Below are 22,061 nucleotides of genomic sequence, written 5' to 3' on the forward strand. Positions count from 1 at the left end.
CTTTCGAAAAGCGTCGTTTTACCCATTGGCGGTGTGCGCTGACGTCGATTGCCCTTCGTCACTGGAATCCTTCTGCGTCAGCGACGTCAGCGGCGACGTCGAAGATCGTTTCAGGAAGAGTGAACCCCTGAAGCTTCAGTAACGCCAGAGGACCGTCGCCAAGCTCGCTGCGCATCACAAACTTCAGCGGATTCCCGTCAGGGGTGATCCACACCAGCTGCGTGCGGCTGGCATCAAGCGGAGTGATGAGTGCCTTGTCCAGCAGGCGAATGAAGCCCCAGTTCCCCTGGTTGCTGGCGTAAAGCTGCATACCGCTGTTAACGCTGCGCCAGTTGAGGCTAACACCCGGATAATACGTATTTCCCGGCCAGGTAAAGCTCTGCCAGCTTTCCATCTGGTTGAAGTAGTCGAGGTTTTGCTCATCAAGCGAAAGCTGTACGCGAGCAACGTCACGAGACGGACGTGCCATCAGCTCGAAATGAACATTCGCATCGCCCTGAGAGAAGACGATATCGGACAGTTCCGCCAGCTGGTTAATCGCCCGGAGGAACCCGGGATCGACCACCATTCCCTGGCTTGCAGACGGATCAACGACCCAGCGATTCCCTTCCTGGTGAAGGATCCCGCCCAGATTAGTTTTCAGGAAGGTGGTGATTCGACCCGAGTCGCTGCGCAGGAACTGCGCCAGCAGCGGCAGGGAGGCATCGCTGCCGGTAGCTTTAAACGGATAGCGTCCCGCAAAAGCCTTATTCCACTGATCGACAATGGTCGACTGCCAGCGGGCATTGAGGCTACCCGCAGCCGGGGCAAGCACCTGTCGCCAGGCCAGATCCAGCGGTTGCACAAACAGCGACTGGCCAAACCCGTTCCACTCCTGGCCCAGGCTCGCCGCAACCAGGCTGCCGTAATCACGGGTATCGGTCAGATCGATGGCTTTTCCCTGAAACACGGTCTGGGCCAGCATCTGCGACATAGCCTGCGGATCCGGTGCGCTGGTGACCTGCTGAAGCTTCAGCCGTACCTGAGTGACGCGGGCAAGCCACGACTGGAAGCTGAGGTTACCGTTGCTACCGGTGCCCTCTTTCCCTTCCATCAGCCCCATCAGCGGGCCAAACACCGCATCAAGCGGGCCTTTAGGGCCCTGCGCCTGTTCAATGAACTGTTTTGCGTTTTTGTTCTTACCGACCAGCTTTTTCGCTGAATCCACTATTGAATCCGCCAGCGCCTCACCTTTCTGTCCGGTTTTGCCCTGCCAGGCCAGCGTGTTCATCAGTGCAACCAGCGGCGACTGGCGGACATCGCCGATCAGGTTGAGCTGGGCAATCGCTTCAGAAAGTGATGTGGCTTCCTGCCACTGAATGCTGTTGACCATATTCAGCCACGCATTGCCAAAATCGGTAAAATAGCGTTCCGTCAGGCGGGCCTTCAGCGCTTCCGGGGAGATATCACTCCCGGCCTGGTGGGTTTTATCCGTCAGTACCCAGTCGATTTCGTCACGGCGGGTTTTGACCACCTCATCAATTGCATCCTGAACCTGCTCTTCCCAGGCCTGGCGCGTAAACATGCCCGGGACGGCGTCGTCGGTGCTGAATACCGTTGAGGCATCGGTATCACCGGTCATGTCCGCCAGCGTCAAATCAGGCCAGTTACTGGCCACGCGCTTAAGCATGTCCTGGTACAGCCCGGACTCAGCGTTCCGCTGGCCAATCTGTTTGAGCAGGATCTGACGTACTGTGCTGATTAATTCTGCATCGGGCTTAATTTTCCATTCCGGGTGCGTCGGGAGGTTCTGCGCATAAAAGCCCAGTAGTTTCGGCGCTATTTCCCGCCACATGCCGTCCGGCACATTCTGGCGTTTTGGCCAGGCCGTCATTACGTTGTTTGCCAGCCACCCCGCGTCCGCTTTGTCCGGACGGGCCATCATCAGGTAACTTTTGAGCACGTCGTAGGTATGCTGGGTGCCCTGCGTACGGGCATCACTGGCGGGAGGAAGCTCCACAAAGGCATTCAGCTGCTGTCTGATACGATCTGCGGTGGCATCTCTCATCAGCTGTGCGTTATTTTTCGCATACAGCGGCCAGAGTGCAGCCAGGGTGTCGCCGTCCTGATTAAGACCAAATCGGGTGTACCACGGCGCACCTGTCTCTTCACGGTGCTGCAGCCGGGCAATGGATTGCTGAAGAACAAGCTGATTACGCAGACGTTCAGCCAGCGGTAGCGAGGTATCCGCCGCCTGCCTCGCCGTTTCCTGCGCCTGATAAATCTGGGTACGGTTAACGATGAGGGACAGCAGCGTACCGGCCCCCCAGAGGACGATCAGGGAAAGCAGAATTAACCGCAGCATCTTCAGCCCGTCGAAGCCAAGCTTTCTGCCGCTGACGGCATCACAGTCATCAACGACGGCTTTCCAGGTCGGCGTGTCGAGGCGCGTGTTCGGCACCGTTCCGGCAGCGGCCAGTTCCGGGCTGAACATGGCACCGCGTAAACGCCAGGCCGCAGACCCCTGCATCAGACCGCTGAGCAAAACGGTCAGACTGGCTTTTAGCTCGTGCCGCAGACGAGAGGACAACTGAAGCAGGCCGTTATGTGCCGGATTATTCAGTATCTGTGCCATACCCGCTTTTTGCAGGTGTAGCGCCAGTGTTGAAAACGCTTCGCCCGCGCCTTTCACGGTACCTTCCGGCCCGAATATGACGCCTGTCGCAGCCGTTTCCGCGTCCTGCTGAGCATCGGTGGCTTTGTCGGTCAGCCACAGCCAGACGGGCGCCTGCCAGCCCAACAGGTAGTCGGCTTTCTGGCGACAGCGCAAGAAGGCATCCCGTTCGTTATCCGTCGGGAGGGCTGAGGTACTCATCACCTGGACGATGCCATCAACCGGTTGCCCGGAACGCAGGCGTTTCAGTTTTGAAAGGAAGATCTCATCCGGGAGTGACTGCGCATCACCGCCATAGATCAGCACGTTGCCGTCGCCTTCCTGCCAGAGGTCATGACACAGGCCCGGGGCCGCTTTCTGGACGTCGTCCGGATTACCCATCACCAGCAGAATTCGTACCTTACGCTGCCAGCGGCGACCATAGCGGAATAGCAGGTGCTCGGACACCGCGTCTTCGCTGAAGACTGGCTCTTCGTCGTCTTCTACGCTGGCGATAGTATTCGCTACGGGAGCGGTAATCTGTGACTTTTTCTGCCCCCAGTGGAGGTACAGCCCCGATTTACCGGCGAAGTCGAAAGCCTTTTCTGTCAGCCAGCCGAGTAAAAACAGCGCGGCAACCAGTATGGCACAGAACGTGAGTATGCGCTGGCCGTCATACGGACCGAATCCGGTGGCCGAGGCGACGTTTTCCGGAAAGGCATAAAACAGAAATGCCACAATAACCTTCAGGAAAAACGCGACAGTCACTACGGAGCCGATGAGTGTTTTAACTTTTACCTTAGACATTCTTAGGCGATTCCTTGCGAACTTCTTCTTTGGTGATGACGGCGATCCAGACGTCGTCTTTGTCGGCAGCGGGTTGCGCGGCGATAACCTGTACTCCGCGCTGCTCAAATGCCGCATCGGCAAGCGTGATGGCGACCCACGGAGCTGCATGGCCGGTGTAGCCCAACACAGGGTCGATACTGAGGTTGTCTTCAGAAAGACTAAATTCCACGCTGCCCGCCTCGCAGGCATTATTCCAGCCGCTTCCTGCGGTCAAACATGGGCCAGAAATCCAGCTTCCCCGGAGTTCGGCAGGACCAATATTGGCCCAGAGCAACGCACGTTTAAGCGTTTTGGTGAGCGTGGCTTCAGTTCCTCTTTCCGGGCGATGAAGACGTAATGCATTCGAATATGCGAGAGCCTTACGGTTGCTGAGTACTACCATCGAGACAGCATCAGCGTCTTCTTCCCGGGGCGAGGCCGGTAACGATAGCGTTATGGCAACCAGAATGCCCGCATTGTCCCATCGCTTGTCCAACCAGGCATCAAATGCGCCCAGTCCTTTTCCGAACATCTGGCGAAATATCCTGCCGGTTTTGAGTGAAAGCTCGGCCTTTAGCTGCTCTTCAACCAGGGGATAAAGGTCATTGTCACAGTCCAGCATCAGCCAGCATGGCAGCTCTGAAGGAAGTGGCTGAACAATTACTTCCACACGCGCGGCCAGCTTGATGACCGCTGCTTTCAACGCTTTCGGTAAATCCATCTGATATTCTGTTAATGCCGCGTACCTGACCGGTTTGTCGCATCCTCTGGGGTGCGAAAAGCCGATAGCGGGAGCGGCGACTTTCATCACCTCCAGCAAGTCGTCGGTTTTGTTTCCCGCCGGACTCTGGATATAAGTACCGAGGATCCAGGCGCAGCGCTGACCGCGCAGAATTTCACTGTCAATGAGTGCTTCTCGCTCGACATTCCTGGACTGGGCCCCCACCTGTTCGGCTTTATAGGCAAACCGGCGTAAACCAAAAATAAGACCCCAGGTGCAAAATGGAAGACCCAGTGCGGTGAACCAAAAGACAAATCCGGTTCGCTCCGACCGCCAGCACCATAGAGTGAGTGCTATGCCCCCCAGCATGATAAATACCAGGAACAGCAGCCAGCGGCGGGTTCCGGGACGTGCTATCTTAGGGGCCTTTTCAGGGATGGCATCCAGCCAAACGGGCATAATCAGGCAACCTTTGCTGCGGCAAATGAACTGATCAACGTACAACCACAGGCGCATTTGTGACCGTGGAATGCAACCGGAATACCATGGTCAAGATAAGCAGGATTGCCTTCTATGATGGTTGTCGGGCCATGTCCCGGAACCGGACAGGACACTTTGTCGCCTTTACGGGCAACACCGATGCCGCCGAATTTCATGGTTTCAGACGCGCTCATTACAGAACCACCGTGAGTAGTCTTATCGCCTTTTCGGATTATCTGAAGCATATTAAGTTTCCTTGCTGTTGAATTTATTAGCGAGATGTGTTTTAGGTACTAGCAGGATTATTTATGTTAGCTAATTTTTGTCAGCCGCCATTATCTATTTCACATTCGCCTTGAAAGATGTTTTGGAATGATTGATGGTCAAATACATATGCACTGTTAGAACATTTCTTATCGCCTAGAGATATTTTACCAACGTTCGATTCTGGGATGTTTTCACCGCCAATCCAAATTAGATTACTATTAGGGTAAAACTCGGCAGAAAATGGATCAGGGGATGGAGTACCATTATCAATAGTTGAGTAATATTTTGTGTTGCCGTTAAATATCGGCAATTCCGAAATTATAGCCCCGGATAATTTATCAATTACCCAACCACATACCCAACCATTAACACCGCAATCTTTGGGTAACTCACCTTTCTCACTTATGTAAAGTCGATAGTGCCCTGCAAAGTTGACTTCCTTGCTGAGTTGACTTTGCATTAACTTTTTCCAGTCATTAGATTTACTAGATTGCTCACCCGTTAATTTTATTTTTGATGCAAATGGCCCATGACTTAATATTACATTGTGTTCTTTAAATTTTGGAGTTTCTCCTACATTAGCTAATGTAGAGAAGCAAATAATAGTGGTAAGAAGGATGGTAAGTTTACATAGCTTCATTTTTTGAATCCTTGAGCACTTTGACCATATCGTCAGGTTTAAGATGAGCTTTATTTATCCCATCACCAGAGTAGTATGATACCCCCTCTACCTGAGCATATCTTTTCTTATGTATCTTGTTACCTTTTTTGTCCCTTACAAAAGAACCATCCGAATTTGTTTCAAATTCAGTTTTCGAAGGGCTAATCTCTTTACCTTTTCGAACTCCAGCAGATGCAAATTCTTTGGCCCAATCATATATAGCATCTTCAACGCTTCCATTCCCTTCGAGATAATTAATGATTGCAGGGCGCTTTAATTTTACAAGATACTCATTAAATATTTTATCCTGCATTTCTTCATCATAGAGAGCATTTACATCTAGGTTAAGTTTACTCACTGCATCTTTAAGAGTTTTGGGAACCACCTGGAATCGTCCAGTGGCAAACATGCCTATAGATGTATCATCTTCCTGAGATGTCATAACCTCTTTGATTGTCATGCTTGTTAATTTTGTTTTGTAATGAGGTTTGTAAGTAACGTGCACATTAAATGCACTGTAGTCATTTTTAGACTCCACTCTACCAAGGAAATCACCAAATTTGCTGTGGGCCCACCCTTTTCTTACTGATTGGCGGATGGAGCCTAAAAAAATAATTGGATGCATATGCCATAACGAAGGTCCTAGCTTTTCTGTTGTAAGATCCTGCATCCATGCCACCTTGTCGAGAAAATCCTCGCTGTACTTTTTCCACTCAGGTGCCTCTTTTTTCAGCGCATTCAGGAATGGTTGCCAGATAGCATCGTCTTTTTTGAAGTACCAGTCGCTGGGATGTTTTACTATCTTTTTCATAATGACGTCACGATAGTCAGGGTTATGGAGGGCTCTCCAGTACTCCATTGGCGAATAATTGTCGCTTCCGCTATCAATTTTATCCAGCAAACGTTGGTAATTATGCTTTACCAGGGCATGACTGGTTCGCTTATCCGCTGAAGCTGACTGATAGAGTGAATCTATGAGGTTACGGAAGAATCCAGTCGGCTGGCTTTTTCCATCCAGATAATCAAAACTGGTCGGCTCTGCGATCTCAGTTCTGAAACCCAGTTTGGCCAGATCATACTGTGACAAAAGCTGTGGTTCCGCCTGCCCTTTGAGTGCATAAGCATTTTCTGGTCGCAGTTGCCAGTATTCCTGTTTGGTCGTCTTATCGATTTCAGTTTGCACCTGACTCAGAGGAAGGATCCCTGTCACGGTGGTCGCTTTGGTATCTTTTGTGAATTTTCCAGTAGCGACATCTTTTTTATACAGAGCAATGCCAGGTTCGTACTTCAGCCAGAGCGGATTCTTCTCCCCCACCTGTTCGGGGTTGGTCAGGAATTTTTCCAGATTGTCGTCCATGCTCGTGCATTCGATATGCACCTGATAACGCGCCTCATACCCACCATCTTTTGGTGCCTGATAATACCCCATGTGACCAACAGGGTCACCGGCGCTAATGGCGTAAGGCGTCGGGCATACAACCTCATCGAACTTCATTGCCTCTTTCGCTGGTGGCATCAGTTTTTGCCACCAGGAAGGCTGGGAGACGCCGCTGGCACCCGGAAATATATTGTTCTTATCAACCAAAATCCAGTATTGCTGACCGGGCTTAAAGGATGTTTTATTGCCTTTTTTTACCGCATCTTCTGACAAACTGACAAAGGTCACCAGGCCGTACTCGCGGTTATTGAACGCGACGGTATGGAGACTTCCGTCAGACTTATTCCATTCTACAATTGCACCTTTCGGCATTGTGCCTTTTAAATAGCTGTCGCTGAGATCTTTGTTTTTTGTGCTGGCAGACATCACCCACTCTGGTTCGTAGGCTGAAAGTGAGTCCTGTAGAGTCCACTTTGTTTCTGCCGGATTGACGGTGTAAGCAGAATATGGGGCCAGATGCATGTATAGGGTGTAGAAATGTAACCCACTAGTTTCTTTCTCACCCGGCTGGATATAGTGCTTCACAAGTACGAAGGACCCTGAAAAACTCAGCGGGCCGGATTCCCACCCCAGCGTCAGGTAATCTTTGCAGACGCGATAGGCAACAACTTCACCATCTGCCATGCAGCGTATCGCCTGTTCACCTTTAAAAGGTACCGGGAAATCCATCACTTCCAGCGGAGCTTTACCACTCAGAGCACACCATGGCGTTGTGGCTTCGGTGATATGGATGCCACCATGCCACATGCCGCTGCGGCCAATTGTGTACAGTCCAGTAGACTCGCCAGCTAAATGGCTGAGGATATCTTCCAAATTATTAAACTCGTTTCCCCGGCTATTAGAGGGGATCGGCCAGACTATTTTGATTTTTCCTTTTTGGGAAACAGATGCATCCTGAACTTGGCTGTTGTTGTCAGAGTACCGGTAAAGTTTATAAGGAGTGTTTTGGTCTCGATATATCTGAGCAGGATAGAAACCTTTTTCCTGAACGAAATCAGATACCCAATGAGTACCATTAAACATCGCCATATGACCATGCACATGATGTGGTGCAGCCTGAATGACAACTACATCACCCGTTTGCTGACCAGAAATTGTGAATACACCGCCGCTACTAACTGTTGTGGCGTTATCTACAACTTTAAAGTTATTTTCTATCAGCCATGGACCATAGTTTTTAGCTGACTCAATCTCAGAATTTTTTACAGATACCCCGCCAGCAATCAATGCTTTTTTAACATAACGGGCACATTTCGACTCGCCGTATTTAAGCTTTTTATCAATTCCTTTCTTAAAATTCTCAGCATTAATTTTGGCTCTAGCGAGCGCCTGTGTGTTCAGAACGCCAACTGCGATATCCTTATTAAGCATTTAGTTATCTCCTTCAAACTGTTGGGGACAATAAATACTGCCTTTGAAAGTAGGCTTAACAGAATCGATCAACCATTTGCCTCCGACTTTTACTAAACTAACAGCATACAGAGACGTACCTTTCCCATAACCTAATCTAAGATTTACCACTGCCATATGATCATTGGCTAGGACTGTTTTGGTACCAATATTGGTTTTCCATTCTTCACATATATCCTGAGCATCGACAAAATAATCTGCACCTGAATCATCATTATCTCGTAAATTTCTAAGATGTTCAGTTGTATATTTAGCAATTGCTTTCAGAGAGAGATCATTAGCTGATTCCATGTCAGACATCTCTTCTGCGACCAGGTAATCATGGTAGAATGTACTTACAACTTCGTCAGGTGACAAAATCTTCTCACCCGAGGCCAAAGCAATATATGGCACAGAAAGTAAATAACAAGCAAGCAAAATTCCCTTCAACATAAACACCTCTTCAAAATATTTAATTCAATATTTCTGTTAATCTAACTGAATAGTTAAATATCACCTCACACAACCTTAATATCATTTCGTTACGCTGATAATTTTCCAGCTGCCATTTTCTTTTTTAAGTGACACTTTAAATCTTGCTTTAGGTTCAGAGCCATTACCCAAAACAACGTCAACCAATGAATCGCTTCCTTTTTGTGTAACATCAAAAGTGTTTATATTTGTCCTCCACGAGGAAAGCACATCTTGTGATTTTGTGAAATAGTTGACATAAGTCTCAACCCAAATCCCACTCCAGTCGCAGCTATAATTATCTTCTTCTTGTTTACACTCGTGCTTCTGTGAACATTTTTTGGCCAACTTTGATTCAGGAATTGAATCATCAGAATCATAATTACACATGGTGGAGTCATTGATGCTTTTTGCTAAATGTTCAGAGACATATGTTTTGATTAATGCTTCGTTACCACCTGATTTATCCTGAAGATATGCAGAATAAAAATCATGTACAACACTCTCGGGGCTTATTGATTCATAAGCTAGTGAAACATTTGAAAATGAAAGCGAAAATAGTAAAAGAAATGCAATGCGGAGTTTATGAGTTAATGATTTCATTTACGACTCTCAATCATTAAATGATTTGCTGCTGATTTTGCTTTCCTGAGTAATATCCGTCAGGCTGAAGTTCGGTGTTTCATTGGGAAGGTTTGCGCCGGTACCCGGCACCAGATAGTTTGAAGTCTTCATTATGAAATCACCGGAGGAACCGTGTTCAATCCCGTTCTTACTCAGCCTCAGGTAAGACCCACCACCGTTAATTGTCAGTGTTTCAGGCGTACTGATAATAATTTCGTCTTCACTACTGGTCACCGTCAGCTGCTTTTCAGAAAACAGGGCCATCGTGTTGTGTTGAGCCTGGATCTCAATATCACCCTGGTTGGCCACCACCTTCGCCCCTTCTTTATGTACGAACAGCCCCAGCGCCTTTTCCACGCTCACGGACAGATTCTTCATCGCACCGACGTCAAGATGCTGGCCTGCATTGATCATCGTATTACGGGTGCTGCTGAGCTGGAGATGTTCACCTGAGGTGAATGCCACCCCCTGCGGGGCGCTCCCCAGAAGTACGGCAGACTGAAGGTCTTTGATTCTGTCGGTCACGAGGCTAATCTGGGTGTTGATATCCGATACCAGCGCCCCGGCCGCTTCAGCTGCACTGTTCAGCGCCTGCATCTGGCTGTTAGCCTGGTTAATCTGACTTATCGCAGGCGCCATCTCCAGCACCGGGCCCTGGGCTTTGGCCTGCGCTTCCGCCGTCAGGAACAGCCCTTTTGCCGCACGTACTGCGCCATGCTCATCCGTTCGCAGCTCAAAACCGGCGCCGCGCTTTTCACGCCGGCCGTTGACCAGGTGGCCCAGGTTCAGCTGCGTTTTGCCATACTCTGTTGCGAGCTTGATATGCTCCTCGCCGCGCTTATCCTCCATCCGCACCTTATTATTCGCCGGCGTGCGCCACACGTTACGCGTGTGGTTGTCGCGGGTGACGTGGTCCGGATGTTCTGAGTCATGCAGGGCGTAAGCGATGTACGGACGGTCAGGGTCACCGCTGTCAAAAGCAACAGCCACTTCCGTGCCGTCGAGAAGCGGTGAGTGGAATCCGCAGGTATCTCCGGCATAGGGCTTAGCCAGCCGCAGCCACAGGTACGCATAGCCCTGTTCGGCACTGCTCCGGTCAAAGTCCAGCCTCACCCTGTAGCGCCCGTCCGGGTCGAGCCAGGAATAGGTGTCGCCTTTCTGCGTGCTTTCCACCCGGGCAGGCAGCGAGCCGGATATCACCGGGCGGTTAAGCAGGGCCGGACGCCAGCAGACGGTTTCGCTGTAGGGGATGCCCTCAAACGCCAGCGTAAAGCTGCTTTTGCGTGAACCACGGGTGCGCACCGTGGTGATGACGATGCCGTCCTTCACGGCATCGGGTAACGTGCCGTCCGTTTCCAGCACCTGGCCCGGCACCAGATGCGGGCTGGAGGAATGCCCGCTGACGCGGTGCTGCGCGTTCAGGATGCGCTCGTGGCGCAGTCGGGCGAAGAAGGCCCCGGTCTCCGGGCTTTCCGCATCGCCTGCCGTCAGGAAAGGCTCCGCGTAGTGGTACGTTTCCCCGGTGGTGATACCGTCCGGGCTGCTGATACTTTCCTTGCTGTCCTGAGGTTTCAGCGCTTCACGGTAGTTGTAGTCCCGGGTGGCCACACTTCCGCTCACCACGTTGTATGCAGTCTGGATATCCCAGATGCTCTCCTGCCCGCTGTCGCTCATCCCGGCCTGGTTGCGCAGCGGCAGGGTGACGCCCGTTTCATACTGCTGCTGGCTGTCCTGAAAAATGATTACATCCTGTTCAAGACGGCCGTCCATTTCAAAGCGCCAGTAAATGCCCACCTCTGCCAGCAGGCGCTGGATAAACTCAAGGTCAGTTTCCCGCCACTGGGTGATGAGCTCACGGGACGGGTATTCCCGGGAGAGCCGGAATGCAAAATCGGGTCCTTCCAGACCGTGTTTACGCAGAACCTTTTCTACCACTTCAGTAACCGACTGGTTGAGGTAAACCTCACTTCCTTTCGTCAGGCCAAGAAGCGCAATGCGGGGAACCAGCGTCAGGGCGTAACGGGTATCCTCGTTCGAGGTGGAGATGCGGCGAAACGACGCCACCACGCCATAAACCGTCCGCACCGGCAGCGCCGGCGTCCCGTCATACACCGGGGTCTGGAAGGCAAATGACGCCGGCTTCAGCAGCAGCGTATCGCAGGCAATATCCGCAGAGGAGCAGGTCACGACCACGTCATAGCGCCAGGGCTGGCTGAGGGATTCCACCGCCCTGAAGCGCAGCACGTCCAGATGTTCAGTACAGCCATGCACGTCAACGCGATAGCGTGACTGGCCCGGCAGTTGTTGTATCTGGCCATTCGCCTTGCTTATTAAAGCATCGATCATGATACTTCTCCTTCAGTCAACTCATCAAATGCCAGCATAGTGCTTATTTATCCGTCCATTATTATGGCTGGAACAGACAAATTTAAATTATTGCTGAGAGTTCATCTCAGATTAACTAACGAATGACACGAGTTTGTTTCCAGCCACTGGGATCCCATATGAATAATTCACTGTGAACTAAGACGTTCCCTGTTGAAGACTTTTTCAGGAGAATTTGCGGTGACGGGGTATCGCATTCAGTGTCTTTGTTATCATCACTGGACCAACTTAGTGCTAACTCTGCACCTTCATTGAACACAGTATATTTACCATCACAGGTAAACGGCGCATGCCATGATGACATGGTAAGGAATGCATTCTTATTGTCTTTTATCGCAATATTCCAAGTAATACTTGCTCTCTGCCCGTCAATAAGCTCTTCACCCTGTTGAGTGAATGAATATATCCCAACAGGGATGTCAATCGCTGACGAGGCGAAAGAAATAACACTCAGAGTAACGCCGATACAAATAGAATGCCAAAAATTTACTTTCATTTGTATACCTCTTGAGAACAATTAGCCTCAACATCATAACCTAAGGAGTAGTAAAGATGTATATTGTCAAGTTTTGATAAAACATGCACACCTTCGGAGCTTAGACAATATGAAATAACATCTTTCACTTTACCTTTTTTGATTGTAAATCTCTGTTTTCCATTGAAATCAACATCACTAGCTTTGATATCACCCCTGGGGAATATAAAAGCCAGACCAATTCCACTCTTTAAATATTGGTTTTTCGGACCATTGAAAGAATATGAATATATGCGTTTCCCTGTCTCAACATCTTCGACAGAGTCATTAGCTTGCACGCTTGAAAAATCACTTTCTTGATAGGTAGTGCAAGAATTTTTCTCCGTCAAACATATTATAATACCGTTCCCACGCAAACTGTCTTTAGTTGTCGAAATTTGCGACTCTGAATTTAATGAAGATACAATACCTATATTTAATGATGTAGGTATTTCATCTGCTTGACTTAGGTTAGAAAAAATCAACAAGAAAAATAACGTTATATAATTCTGCATTTTAAATTCTATCACCATGTTAACGGTCATCATCTGACAAAAGTAGAGGAGCCGAAACTTCTTTTTGGAACCTGGAGTAACGACTCTTTGCGTAAGGGTTGAATATTAAATAAAAGGCTAGTTAGAGCATAAAACTGACAGAGATAGAGATTCACCGTTATCGAACTTTTACGTTCATTCAAATAGGTGGGCAGTCTTCCCTCAAAATTATCGTCAGGGCGAGCCCGCATTTTTCATTCTTGATGTATCCATCCGAAACATTTGGAATAGCCTTTGCACAATATCCCCAGCGGATATGGAAAATTTAATTAATCGGGAAACGACTTAGTCACGACTCGACAACCCTGACTTTCTTTAGCAAAGGAGATCTCTGTTTCTCCTCCCTCAAACTGCTGAGTAATGGTAAGTCTATCAGGACCATCCCATTTATATATAACAGCGATGCATCCATTATTACATTTCATGGAGAAGTCTTTATTTAACTCCATATTTTCTTGGAGATATTTTTTGTTATCAGTAGTTAAGTCACTTCTATATTTTTGATAAGAATCGTAAATATTTTCACCTTTATAAAAACACTCCTCGACATCACCATTTTCAAGTATTTTTTCTGCTGACTGCTCTTTATGCACACATACAGCACCGGGAGCATAAAATTTGTTATTGCTATTGCTATTGCTATTGCTATTGCTATTGCTATTGCTATTGCTATGTGAGTAAATAATTGCACGATTATTAAAAACAAACAATAATGAATTATCAACCTCGATAAAATAAGTAAACGGATAGCCACATTTTATAGAGGGATTTATCGGAGTAATTAAGTTCACCTCCCCCCCTAAATTTATGTTATAAAAAGAAAAGAGTTTTTTATAGAAATCAGCCGTCTTTTTACTATGCCAGTATTCTAAAGGAGTTATAGTTTCCTTACTATATTCATACTTGCAAATATCTCCGACAGTTACATTTTTATCATCAATAATAATTTCTTTTCCTTTGAAAATATTATCAATTAAATCCTTAGTAAAACCTTCCTCGCCAGGAATAATAGGATCGGATATAACATACCCCTGCCAAGCCATTGAGTTACCTGATGGCAATACATCTGCCTTGACATTTTCCGCTCTAAGTTTCATGCAAGATAAAGACAAAAAAAATGACAACATTAGCAGAAATTTATTCACAATAAATATACTCCACATTTAATTATTAAAATTATAGACATTATTTGTAAATAATTCCTTTTCAGATGCGCGTCTTTTCAAAAGACCCAAGTCGCCACCATTTGTTATATCCAAGAATTCATTAGCAGCAGACTCATAGCTTCCTGAATTAATTAATTTAAGTAAATTTGGAGCCCCGCCAGATGAAAAGAAAAACTCCCCACAATTAAACAACAAACTTACAAGAGCATCAAATTCATATTGATGCAAATCGACTTTAATATTTCTTTTGACACCATCTTCAAACCTTACCAAATCCACGTTAAATATTTCACTTGCTTCAGCTTGAGTTATCCCCCCCTGAAACTCAGGTGGCAATGAGATATTCTCACACCTTTTCTTTTCAATTAAATGACCATAACCTATAGTGCAATATCCGTGCGAGTCATTATAAGCACCAAGAAATAATGACTCCCATCCTTTTATAAAAGCTTTCCCATTCTCAGATGTATGTAGACTTGTTATATTAATACGTTCTCCCTTGGAAATGATCTTATCAAATGTATTAGCATATCCTTCTGATAAAATGTCAATAGGATCAACCAAATCATTACGCCTTAAAAAAGGAAGTTTTGCTTTATCTGTAAGTGGAGGATTAATATTACAAGAAACCTTCCCAGTATATAATTCAAGATGGAGCATATAAACAATGGTCCCTCCGAATTTCAATGTTGGTTGACCTGTCTTCGAATTTATAAGTTTGCCTGTATCACCTATATGTTGCCCTTGTTTTACTTCATCGCCAATTTTTACTTTAATGCTTGTCGGATCAAGTTCCCCATATCTAACAATAAATTTACGACCATCTGCTGTTGTATGAAAAATAGCTATCTCATTCGTTCCATCATAGAAAGGATTCGTACCAAGAACTTTGCCATCACAGATTGCGACCACTTTTTCATAAGGTTTAGTATACAAATCACGTGCAGCATGCTTTCTGGCCCCTCCACTACGATTGGCTCCATATGCAGCCATGTTAGACTGATGCATATTTCTCCAGTCATAATGAGACCATATATGTCCGGGATCGTTTTCCGGCTTCACGGTTAGCGGGAAAATTACTTGCTTATCATGTTTCTGCCCAATCGCATCCAAAAACATCACCGGATGAAAATGCCACACAGCCTCATCCTTATCAAACGGCGGCACCTTGCTCATCCATTCCAGATCCGCCTGCCATTTCTCGCAGTACTTTATTTCCAGCGGATCCAGATCCTTATAAAACCCTTCCCAGCGTCCTGTTGAACGCCCCTTACACCATTCGCTGTGATGTTTTACTACCAGTCGGTTCACCACATTCTTCACCAGCGGATCCCGCACTGCCAGCACCTGCCTTATTTCTTCCGCCGTTACTTCCCCGTCTTTGTTACTGTCAATTTCTGCCATCAGATCACGGTAAAATTGCGGCACCAGACCGTACCGATAGCCCGCTCCCTGCTCAGCCGACTGGCTGATCGCTCCAAACGCCTGTGGTACCCAGCCTTCGTACGGGCTTTCCATCACATCACTGCCGCTGTTTTCCTCGAGCGCCTGGAAACCAAGTTTCAGCAGGTCGTACTGACCCGCCTCTTCCACATTACTTTGCGGCAACCAACCACTCCCGCTGACCTTGTACCACCATTGCTGCGATCCATCGGCAACAGGCGTGGTTGATTCCCGTGGTAGCAGGCATTGCGCGCTCAGTCTGGCAGAAATCGGGGTAAATATCGGCTGGCCTGCGTCATCCTGTCGAATAAACAGAGACTTTCCTTTTGGTACCAGGACTGACCTTTTTTCACCCTTAACGCATTCAGGATTGGTCAGGAATCCGGGCATATTCAGGTCCGCACTTATTACCTCCAGATGTACAAACCACTCTTTGTCTACAAGGTTACTTCCTTCTCCGGGTGATTCCGTACATCCCATAAACCCGACAGGCGTTCCGGCGCTGACCTTCCATTCTCCTGTTCCGCCCGTCAGCTCCACGGAGTTAAACGCACCTTTTTGTTTTGCCCTCTGCATCCACTCCGGCATCAGCCCCTGGATTTCACCGTCCGGCTCCATCAACTTCGGATCCAGCGTCACCCAGTACTGTTCTTTTTCCGGAACATTATCTTTCAATACACGGACCAGGCCAAAGGTCGTCAGGGTAGCGTTTCCATTCTTCGCAACATAAAAACGTCCCGTACGCGATGAGACAAAACGATCTCCTGCCTTCAGACTCTTTTGAGTTTTTGCCGGGGCAGGATAAGACCCAGATTCACCGTTATCTTGTTCCCCATCCGGCAGCCCGTTTTGCCCGTTTTTATACTGACGTAACAGTATGCCGCTGTGTCCGTCCCGGACTTTATAACAGGGAGACTTCGGATAATCCGCGACCGGAGCCAAATGCATATACAGGCTGTAAAATTCCAGCCAGCTTTTTTCCTTTTGTGGATCGGGTTTACATTGCGATTTCACCAGAACGAAGCTGCTGCTGTAGCGCAATTGCTGTCCACAGTACGGGGCAGTCAGGTATTCACTGTTTAACCGGTACGCAACAACAGTACCGTCTGCCATGAACTGCAGGGGCACGGGGTCTTCAGTATTCAGGGCATCCGGGTTAAGCGCTGAAAAAGGATTAGTGACATCGCTGATATGGATGCCTCCATGCCACAGGCCATTTGCTGCCAACAGCCATGTCCCATAAGCCTCATCGTCAATAAGCCGCATGACCTCATCCAGCGAGCGGAACTCCTGGCCGTTGGTGTTTCTGATGGGATAGCAAATTTTCATAGATACTCCTTATCGAGAAAATCTTCCACGCCGCAGCTTTGACTGTTGTGGATATTCACTTTGCTGTTGTACTGCAGAAGTAGCCGATCCGAGGCTGCTTTTATTAAATACCTGTGCAACATTCTTCAGTGACGCGCCTGAACCAGGAACAAGGTAATTAGCCACCTTCATCACCATCATCCCCTCAGAACCATGCTCAATGCCGTTCTTACTCAGTTTCATATATGATCCACCACCGTTCAGCGTCAGGGTTTCCGGCGTGCTGATAATAATTTCGCCGTCTTTACTGGTAATGGTGGCTTGCTGCTGAGCAAGTAATGACAAGGTGTTGTGCTGAGCCTGAATCTCAATATCTCCCTGATTCGCGACAACCTTCGCCCCGTCTTTATGCACGAACAGCCCCAGCGCCTTTTCCACGCTCACCGACAGATTTTTCATCGCACCGACATCAAGATGCTGACCTGCATTGATCATCGTATTACGGGTGCTGCTGAGCTGAAGGTGCTCCCCTGAGGTCAGTGCCACGCCCTGCGGCGCGCTACCCAGCAGCACGGCAGACTGAAGGTCTTTGATTCTGTCGGTGACGAGGCTCATCTGGGTGCTGATATCCGATACCAGCGCCCCGGCGGCTTCCGCAGCACTGTTCAGCGCCTGCATCTGGCTGTTGGCCTGATTAATCTGGTTAATCGCAGGCGCCATCTCCAGCACCTGGCCCTGTGCTTTGGCCTGGCCATCCGCCGTCAGGAACAGCCCTTTTGCCGCACGGACTGCACCATGCTCATCCGTGCGCAGTTCAAAACCGGCACCGCGTTTTTCACGCTGGCTATTGACCAGATGCCCCATGTTGAGCTGCGTTTTGCCGTATTCCGTCGCGAGCTTGATATGCTCCTCGCCGCGCTTATCCTCCATCCGCAGCTTGTTGTTCGCCGGTGTCCGCCACACGTTCCGCGTGTGGTTGTCGCGGGTGACGTGGTCCGGGTGTTCTGAGTCATGCAGGGCGTAAGCGATATACGGACGGTCCGGGTCGCCGCCGTCAAAAGCAACAGCTACTTCCGTGCCGTCGAGAAGCGGGGAATGAAAACCGTATGTGTCACCGGCATAGGGTTTCGCCAGCCGCAGCCACAGGTACGCATAGCCCTGCTCGGTACCGTTGCGGTCAAAGTCCAGCCTCACCCTGTAGCGCCCGTCCGGGTCCAGCCAGGAGTAGGTGTCGCCTTTCTGCGTGCTTTCCACCCGGGCAGGCAGCGAGCCGGATATCACCGGGCGGTTAAGCAGTACCGGACGCCAGCAGACGGTTTCGCTGTAGGGGATACCCTCAAACGTCAGCGTAAAGCTGCTTTTGCGTGAACCACGGGTGCGCACGGTGGTGATGACGATGCCGTCTTTCACGGCATCGGGGAGTGTTCCGTCCGTTTCCAGCACCTGACCCGGCGCCAGATGCGGGCTGGAGGAGTACCCGCTGACGCGATACTGTGCGTTCAGGATGCGTTCGTGACGCAGACGGGCGAAGTATGCCCCGGTCTCGGCGCTTTCCGCATCGCCTGCCGTCAGGAAAGGCTCCGCGTAGTGGTACGTTTCCCCTGTGGTGATACCGTCCGGGCTGCTGATACTCTCAGAGCTGTCCTGAGGCGTCAGCGCCTCGCGGTAGTTGTAGTCGCGGGTGGCCACACTTCCGCTCACCACGTTGTATGCAGTCTGGATATCCCAGACGCTCTCCTGCCCGCTGTCGCTCATTCCGGCCTGGTTACGCAGCGGCAGCGTGACGCCCGTTTCATACTGCTGCTGGCTGTCTTGGAATATCACCACGTCCTGTTCGAGACGGCTGTCCATCTCATAGCGCCAGTAAATGCCCACCTCTGCCAGCAGGCGCTGGATAAACTCAAGGTCAGTTTCCCGCCACCGGGTGATGAGCTCACGGGACGGGTATTCCCGGGAGAGCCGGAACGCAAAATCGGGGCCTTCCAGACCGTGTTTACGCAGGACCTGTTCAACCACCTCCGTGACCGACTGGCTGAGGTAAACCTCACTGCCTGTCGTCAGGCCAAGAAGCGCAATGCGGGGAACCAGCGTCAGGGCGTAACGGGTATCCTCATTCGAGGTTGAGATGCGGCGGAATGACGCCACCACGCCGTAAACCGTGCGGACCGGCAGCGCCGGTGTCCCGTTAAATACCGGCGTCTGGAAGGTGAATGACGCCGGTTTCAGCAGCAGCGTGTCGCAGGCAATATCCGCAGAGGCGCAGGTCACGACTACGTCATAACGCCAGGGCTGGCTGAGGGACTCCACCGCGCTGAAGCGCAGCACGTCCAGATGTTCAGCGCAGCCATGCACGTCAACGCGATAGCGTGACTGGCCCAGCAGCTGTTGTATCTGGCCGTCAGCCTTGCTTATTAAAGAATCGATCATGACGCCACCACTTCTGTGTGCTCATCGAAGGCCAGCACAATCCCCTCTTCCTCATCCCAGCCCAGGCTCAGTGATTCAGGTTTCTGCCCCGCAGCCATATGGCTTAACAGCTGCTGGCTCAGCACCGGCAGAATTTGCTGGTTCAGCAGGCTGTCGATGTTGCGCGCCCCGGTATCCGGCAGCAGGCAGGCATCGGTCAGCGCGTCCAGCAGGCTGTCAGCAATCGTGGTTTTCATACCGTAGTGACGCGCCAGACGCTTGCTCACCTGGTTCAGCTTCATCCCGACGATGGTGCGCATCGCCGCCTGCGCCAGCGGACGGTAAATCACCGTCTGGAAGCGGGCCAGCAGCGCGGGCTGGAAGTGGTCGCGAAGGATCGGGCGCAGCAGCTCGTGCAGGTCGCCGTCGGTGGCCTCCGGCTGTTCCTGCAGCAACTGCATCAGATGGTCGCTGCCGAGGTTGGAAGTCATCAGGATCACCGTGTTGCGGAAGTCGATTTCGCGCCCCTCGCCGTCTCGCATAAACCCGCGGTCAAAGACCTGGTAGAACAGGTTCATCACGTCCCGGTGCGCTTTCTCGACCTCATCGAGCAGCACCACGCTGTACGGGCGCTTGCGCACCGCCTCGGTGAGGATGCCGCCCTGGCCGTAGCCGACGTAGCCCGGAGGCGAGCCCTTCAGCTGGCTGACGGTGTGCGGCTCCTGGTACTCGGAGAGGTTAATGGTAATCAGCGATTTTTCGCCGCCGAAGAGTTCATCGGCCAGTGCCAGCGCGGTCTCGGTTTTGCCGGTACCACTGGTGCCGACCAGCAGGAACACGCCCTGCGGGCCATTCTCCGGCGCGAGGCCAGTTTTGGCGGCGCGCAGGCGCTGCGCAATGGCGTTCAGCGCGGCGTCCTGGCCCACCACGCGCGTGGCCAGGCTCTCTTCCAGGCTCAGCAGCTCCGTCTGCTCGTCCTTCATTAACGAGGAGAGCGGCACGCCGGTCCAGTCGGCAATCACCGTTGCCACGGTGCGGGCGTCCACGTCCAGCCCCAGCAGCGGGCTGCCCTGCTGCACGTCGCCGAGCTGGCGCTGCAGGTCCGCGATGTCCGCCTGGCGGGAGATGTCCTGGCGGCAGGCCAGCAGCTGCTCCGTGAGCTTCAGCTCGTCGCCGTACTGGGCTTCCCGCGCCTCAAGCGCCAGAAGGATGCGGCCCTCCTCCTGCTCAATCGCCGCCAGGCGCTCGCCGTGGGAGGTGCTCCCGACCGCGATATCCTCCAGCAGCGCCTGCTTCTCCATATCCAGCGCGGTGAGCTGCGCCTTCATGCGGGTCAGCGGCTCGGGCACGGTGTCGAGGCTCATGCGCACGCGCGCGGAGGCGGTGTCCAGCAGGTCAACCGCCTTGTCCGGCAGCTGTCGGCCCGTCAGGTAGCGTCTTGAGAGGGTGACGGCGGCGCGAACGGCCTCGTCGGTGATGTGCACGCCGTGGTGCTCCGCGTAGCGGGACTTCAGGCCGCGCAGCATCAGGCAGGCGGTGTCGTCGTCCGGCTCGTCCACCTTCACCATCTGGAAGCGGCGCTCCAGCGCGGCGTCGCGCTCGAAGTACTGCTTGTACTCGCTCCAGGTGGTGGCGGCGATGGTTCTGAGCTCGCCGCGCGCCAGGGCGGGCTTGAGCAGGTTGGCGGCGTCCGCGCCGCCCGCCTGGTTGCCCGCGCCGATGATGGTGTGCGCCTCGTCGATAAACAGCAGCACCGGCAGCGGCGACTGCTGCACCGCCTCAATGATGTTTTTCAGGCGCTGCTCGAACTCGCCCTTCACGCCCGCGCCCGCCTGCAGCAGGCCGAGGTCGAGGGTGCGCACGGAGACCGGCTTCAGGCTGTCCGGGACGTTGCCTTCGGCAATGCGCAGCGCCAGCCCTTCCACCAGCGCGGTTTTGCCCACGCCCGGCTCGCCCACCAGAATCGGGTTGTTCTTGCGCCGGCGCGAGAGAATGTCCACCATCTGGCGAATTTCATTGTCGCGGCCAAATACCGGGTCGATTTTGCCGTCCCGCGCGCGGGCGGTGACGTCGAGGGTGAACTTATCCAGCGCGCTCTGCAGCGCCGGGCTGAGCTCCCCTTCCCTGATATCCGCATTCACCGGACGGCCCACGAACGCCACCTCGTCACTTTGGGCTAATTCTTCTTCCTGCTGCACCTCTTCGCGCTCGTCGGACTGCGCGTCCAGCAGCCCGCGCAGGCGCTCAAGCTGGCTCAGCCCGGTGGTGGTCAGCGGCCACAGGCCGTCGCAGCGCGCCAGCGACGGCTTTTCGACAATCGCCATCAGCAGGTGCACGCTGCGGATCTGCGTTTCCCCCGCCAGCGAGGCGTGCAGCCACGCGTTCTGCATCAGGGTGCGGATGCCGTCAGAGAGCTCCGGGCGGCTGCGCACCGAGCGCGGCAGCCGGTCGAGAAACGCCAGCAGGTCCTGCCATATCGCGTCCATGTCCCACTCGTAGCGGCGGGCAATCACCGTGATGTCCCCTTCGCCCTGCTCCAGCAGCTTCAGCAGCCAGTGCTCGGGGAGGATTTCCGCGTGCGCGCGGGTCTGACACAGGGAGGCGGCCCCTTCCATCGCGCGGGCGCAGTAGGGATTAAGACGGCGTAACAGAACGGCAGGATTTTCCATGAGAGTCTCTCTTTATCAGTTCCGGGCATGCTACCGCCCCTCGCTGTTGACTTACCAAAGCGCATCAGGTCAGGCAGGCAGGTTGTGTGTTCTTTGCTGAGCGTC

General features: G+C 51.4%; 14 protein-coding genes. All 14 read right to left on the bottom strand.

Going from position 1 to position 22,061, the window contains the following annotated elements; all coding sequences use genetic code 11:
- Positions 1–58 precede the first annotated feature (58 nt).
- Positions 59–3,439: an ImcF-related family protein gene (locus tag V1599_RS14260; RefSeq protein ID WP_395300294.1), complete on the bottom strand. Its 3,381-nt coding sequence runs from the start codon at positions 3,437–3,439 to the stop codon at positions 59–61.
- Positions 3,432–4,640, bottom strand: a complete 1,209-nt coding sequence (locus tag V1599_RS14265) for a hypothetical protein (protein ID WP_395300295.1) — start codon at positions 4,638–4,640, stop codon at positions 3,432–3,434. The genes V1599_RS14260 and V1599_RS14265 overlap by 8 nt, the downstream gene beginning before the upstream one ends.
- Positions 4,641–4,642: 2 nt before the next feature.
- Positions 4,643–4,906, bottom strand: coding sequence for a PAAR domain-containing protein (locus tag V1599_RS14270; protein WP_112013251.1), 264 nt, complete (start codon positions 4,904–4,906; stop codon positions 4,643–4,645).
- 80 nt (positions 4,907–4,986) lie between these two features.
- The gene (locus V1599_RS14275; RefSeq protein ID WP_146745804.1) at positions 4,987–5,568 is read right to left on the bottom strand and encodes a hypothetical protein; all 582 of its coding nucleotides are present in this window, start codon (positions 5,566–5,568) and stop codon (positions 4,987–4,989) included.
- On the bottom strand, positions 5,555–8,056 hold the full coding sequence (locus V1599_RS14280; protein ID WP_395301583.1) for a hypothetical protein: 2,502 nt from the start codon (positions 8,054–8,056) through the stop codon (positions 5,555–5,557). The genes V1599_RS14275 and V1599_RS14280 overlap by 14 nt, the downstream gene beginning before the upstream one ends.
- A gap of 342 nt (positions 8,057–8,398) precedes the next feature.
- A complete protein-coding gene (locus tag V1599_RS14285; protein ID WP_395300296.1) occupies positions 8,399–8,869 on the bottom strand; it encodes a DUF3828 domain-containing protein in 471 nt (156 codons plus the stop codon).
- Positions 8,870–8,950: 81 nt separating this feature from the next.
- Positions 8,951–9,490 (bottom strand): DUF3828 domain-containing protein, encoded by a 540-nt coding sequence (locus V1599_RS14290; RefSeq protein WP_112013253.1) that lies wholly within the window; start codon positions 9,488–9,490, stop codon positions 8,951–8,953.
- 9 nt (positions 9,491–9,499) lie between these two features.
- Complete coding sequence (locus V1599_RS14295) at positions 9,500–11,857, bottom strand: type VI secretion system Vgr family protein (RefSeq protein ID WP_395300297.1); 2,358 nt, start codon at positions 11,855–11,857, stop codon at positions 9,500–9,502.
- Between the two features lie 115 nt (positions 11,858–11,972).
- Positions 11,973–12,392 carry a hypothetical protein gene (locus tag V1599_RS14300; protein ID WP_395300298.1) on the bottom strand — a complete coding sequence of 140 codons (420 nt, stop codon included), beginning with the start codon at positions 12,390–12,392 and terminating at the stop codon, positions 11,973–11,975.
- Positions 12,389–12,943, bottom strand: coding sequence for a hypothetical protein (locus V1599_RS14305; protein ID WP_395300299.1), 555 nt, complete (start codon positions 12,941–12,943; stop codon positions 12,389–12,391). Before V1599_RS14305 ends, V1599_RS14300 begins: the two co-directional genes overlap by 4 nt.
- A 290-nt stretch (positions 12,944–13,233) precedes the next feature.
- Positions 13,234–14,109 (bottom strand): hypothetical protein, encoded by an 876-nt coding sequence (locus V1599_RS14310; RefSeq protein ID WP_395300300.1) that lies wholly within the window; start codon positions 14,107–14,109, stop codon positions 13,234–13,236.
- A gap of 18 nt (positions 14,110–14,127) precedes the next feature.
- Positions 14,128–16,902 carry a glycoside hydrolase family protein gene (locus V1599_RS14315; RefSeq protein ID WP_395300301.1) on the bottom strand — a complete coding sequence of 925 codons (2,775 nt, stop codon included), beginning with the start codon at positions 16,900–16,902 and terminating at the stop codon, positions 14,128–14,130.
- Positions 16,903–16,911: 9 nt separating this feature from the next.
- Complete coding sequence (locus tag V1599_RS14320) at positions 16,912–19,308, bottom strand: type VI secretion system Vgr family protein (protein ID WP_395300302.1); 2,397 nt, start codon at positions 19,306–19,308, stop codon at positions 16,912–16,914.
- Complete coding sequence (tssH, locus tag V1599_RS14325; RefSeq protein WP_395300303.1) at positions 19,305–21,956, bottom strand: type VI secretion system ATPase TssH; 2,652 nt, start codon at positions 21,954–21,956, stop codon at positions 19,305–19,307. Before tssH ends, V1599_RS14320 begins: the two co-directional genes overlap by 4 nt.
- Positions 21,957–22,061: the final 105 nt, after the last annotated feature.

The organism is Enterobacter sp. ECC-175, from assembly GCF_043968675.1.
GTDB lineage: Bacteria > Pseudomonadota > Gammaproteobacteria > Enterobacterales > Enterobacteriaceae > Enterobacter.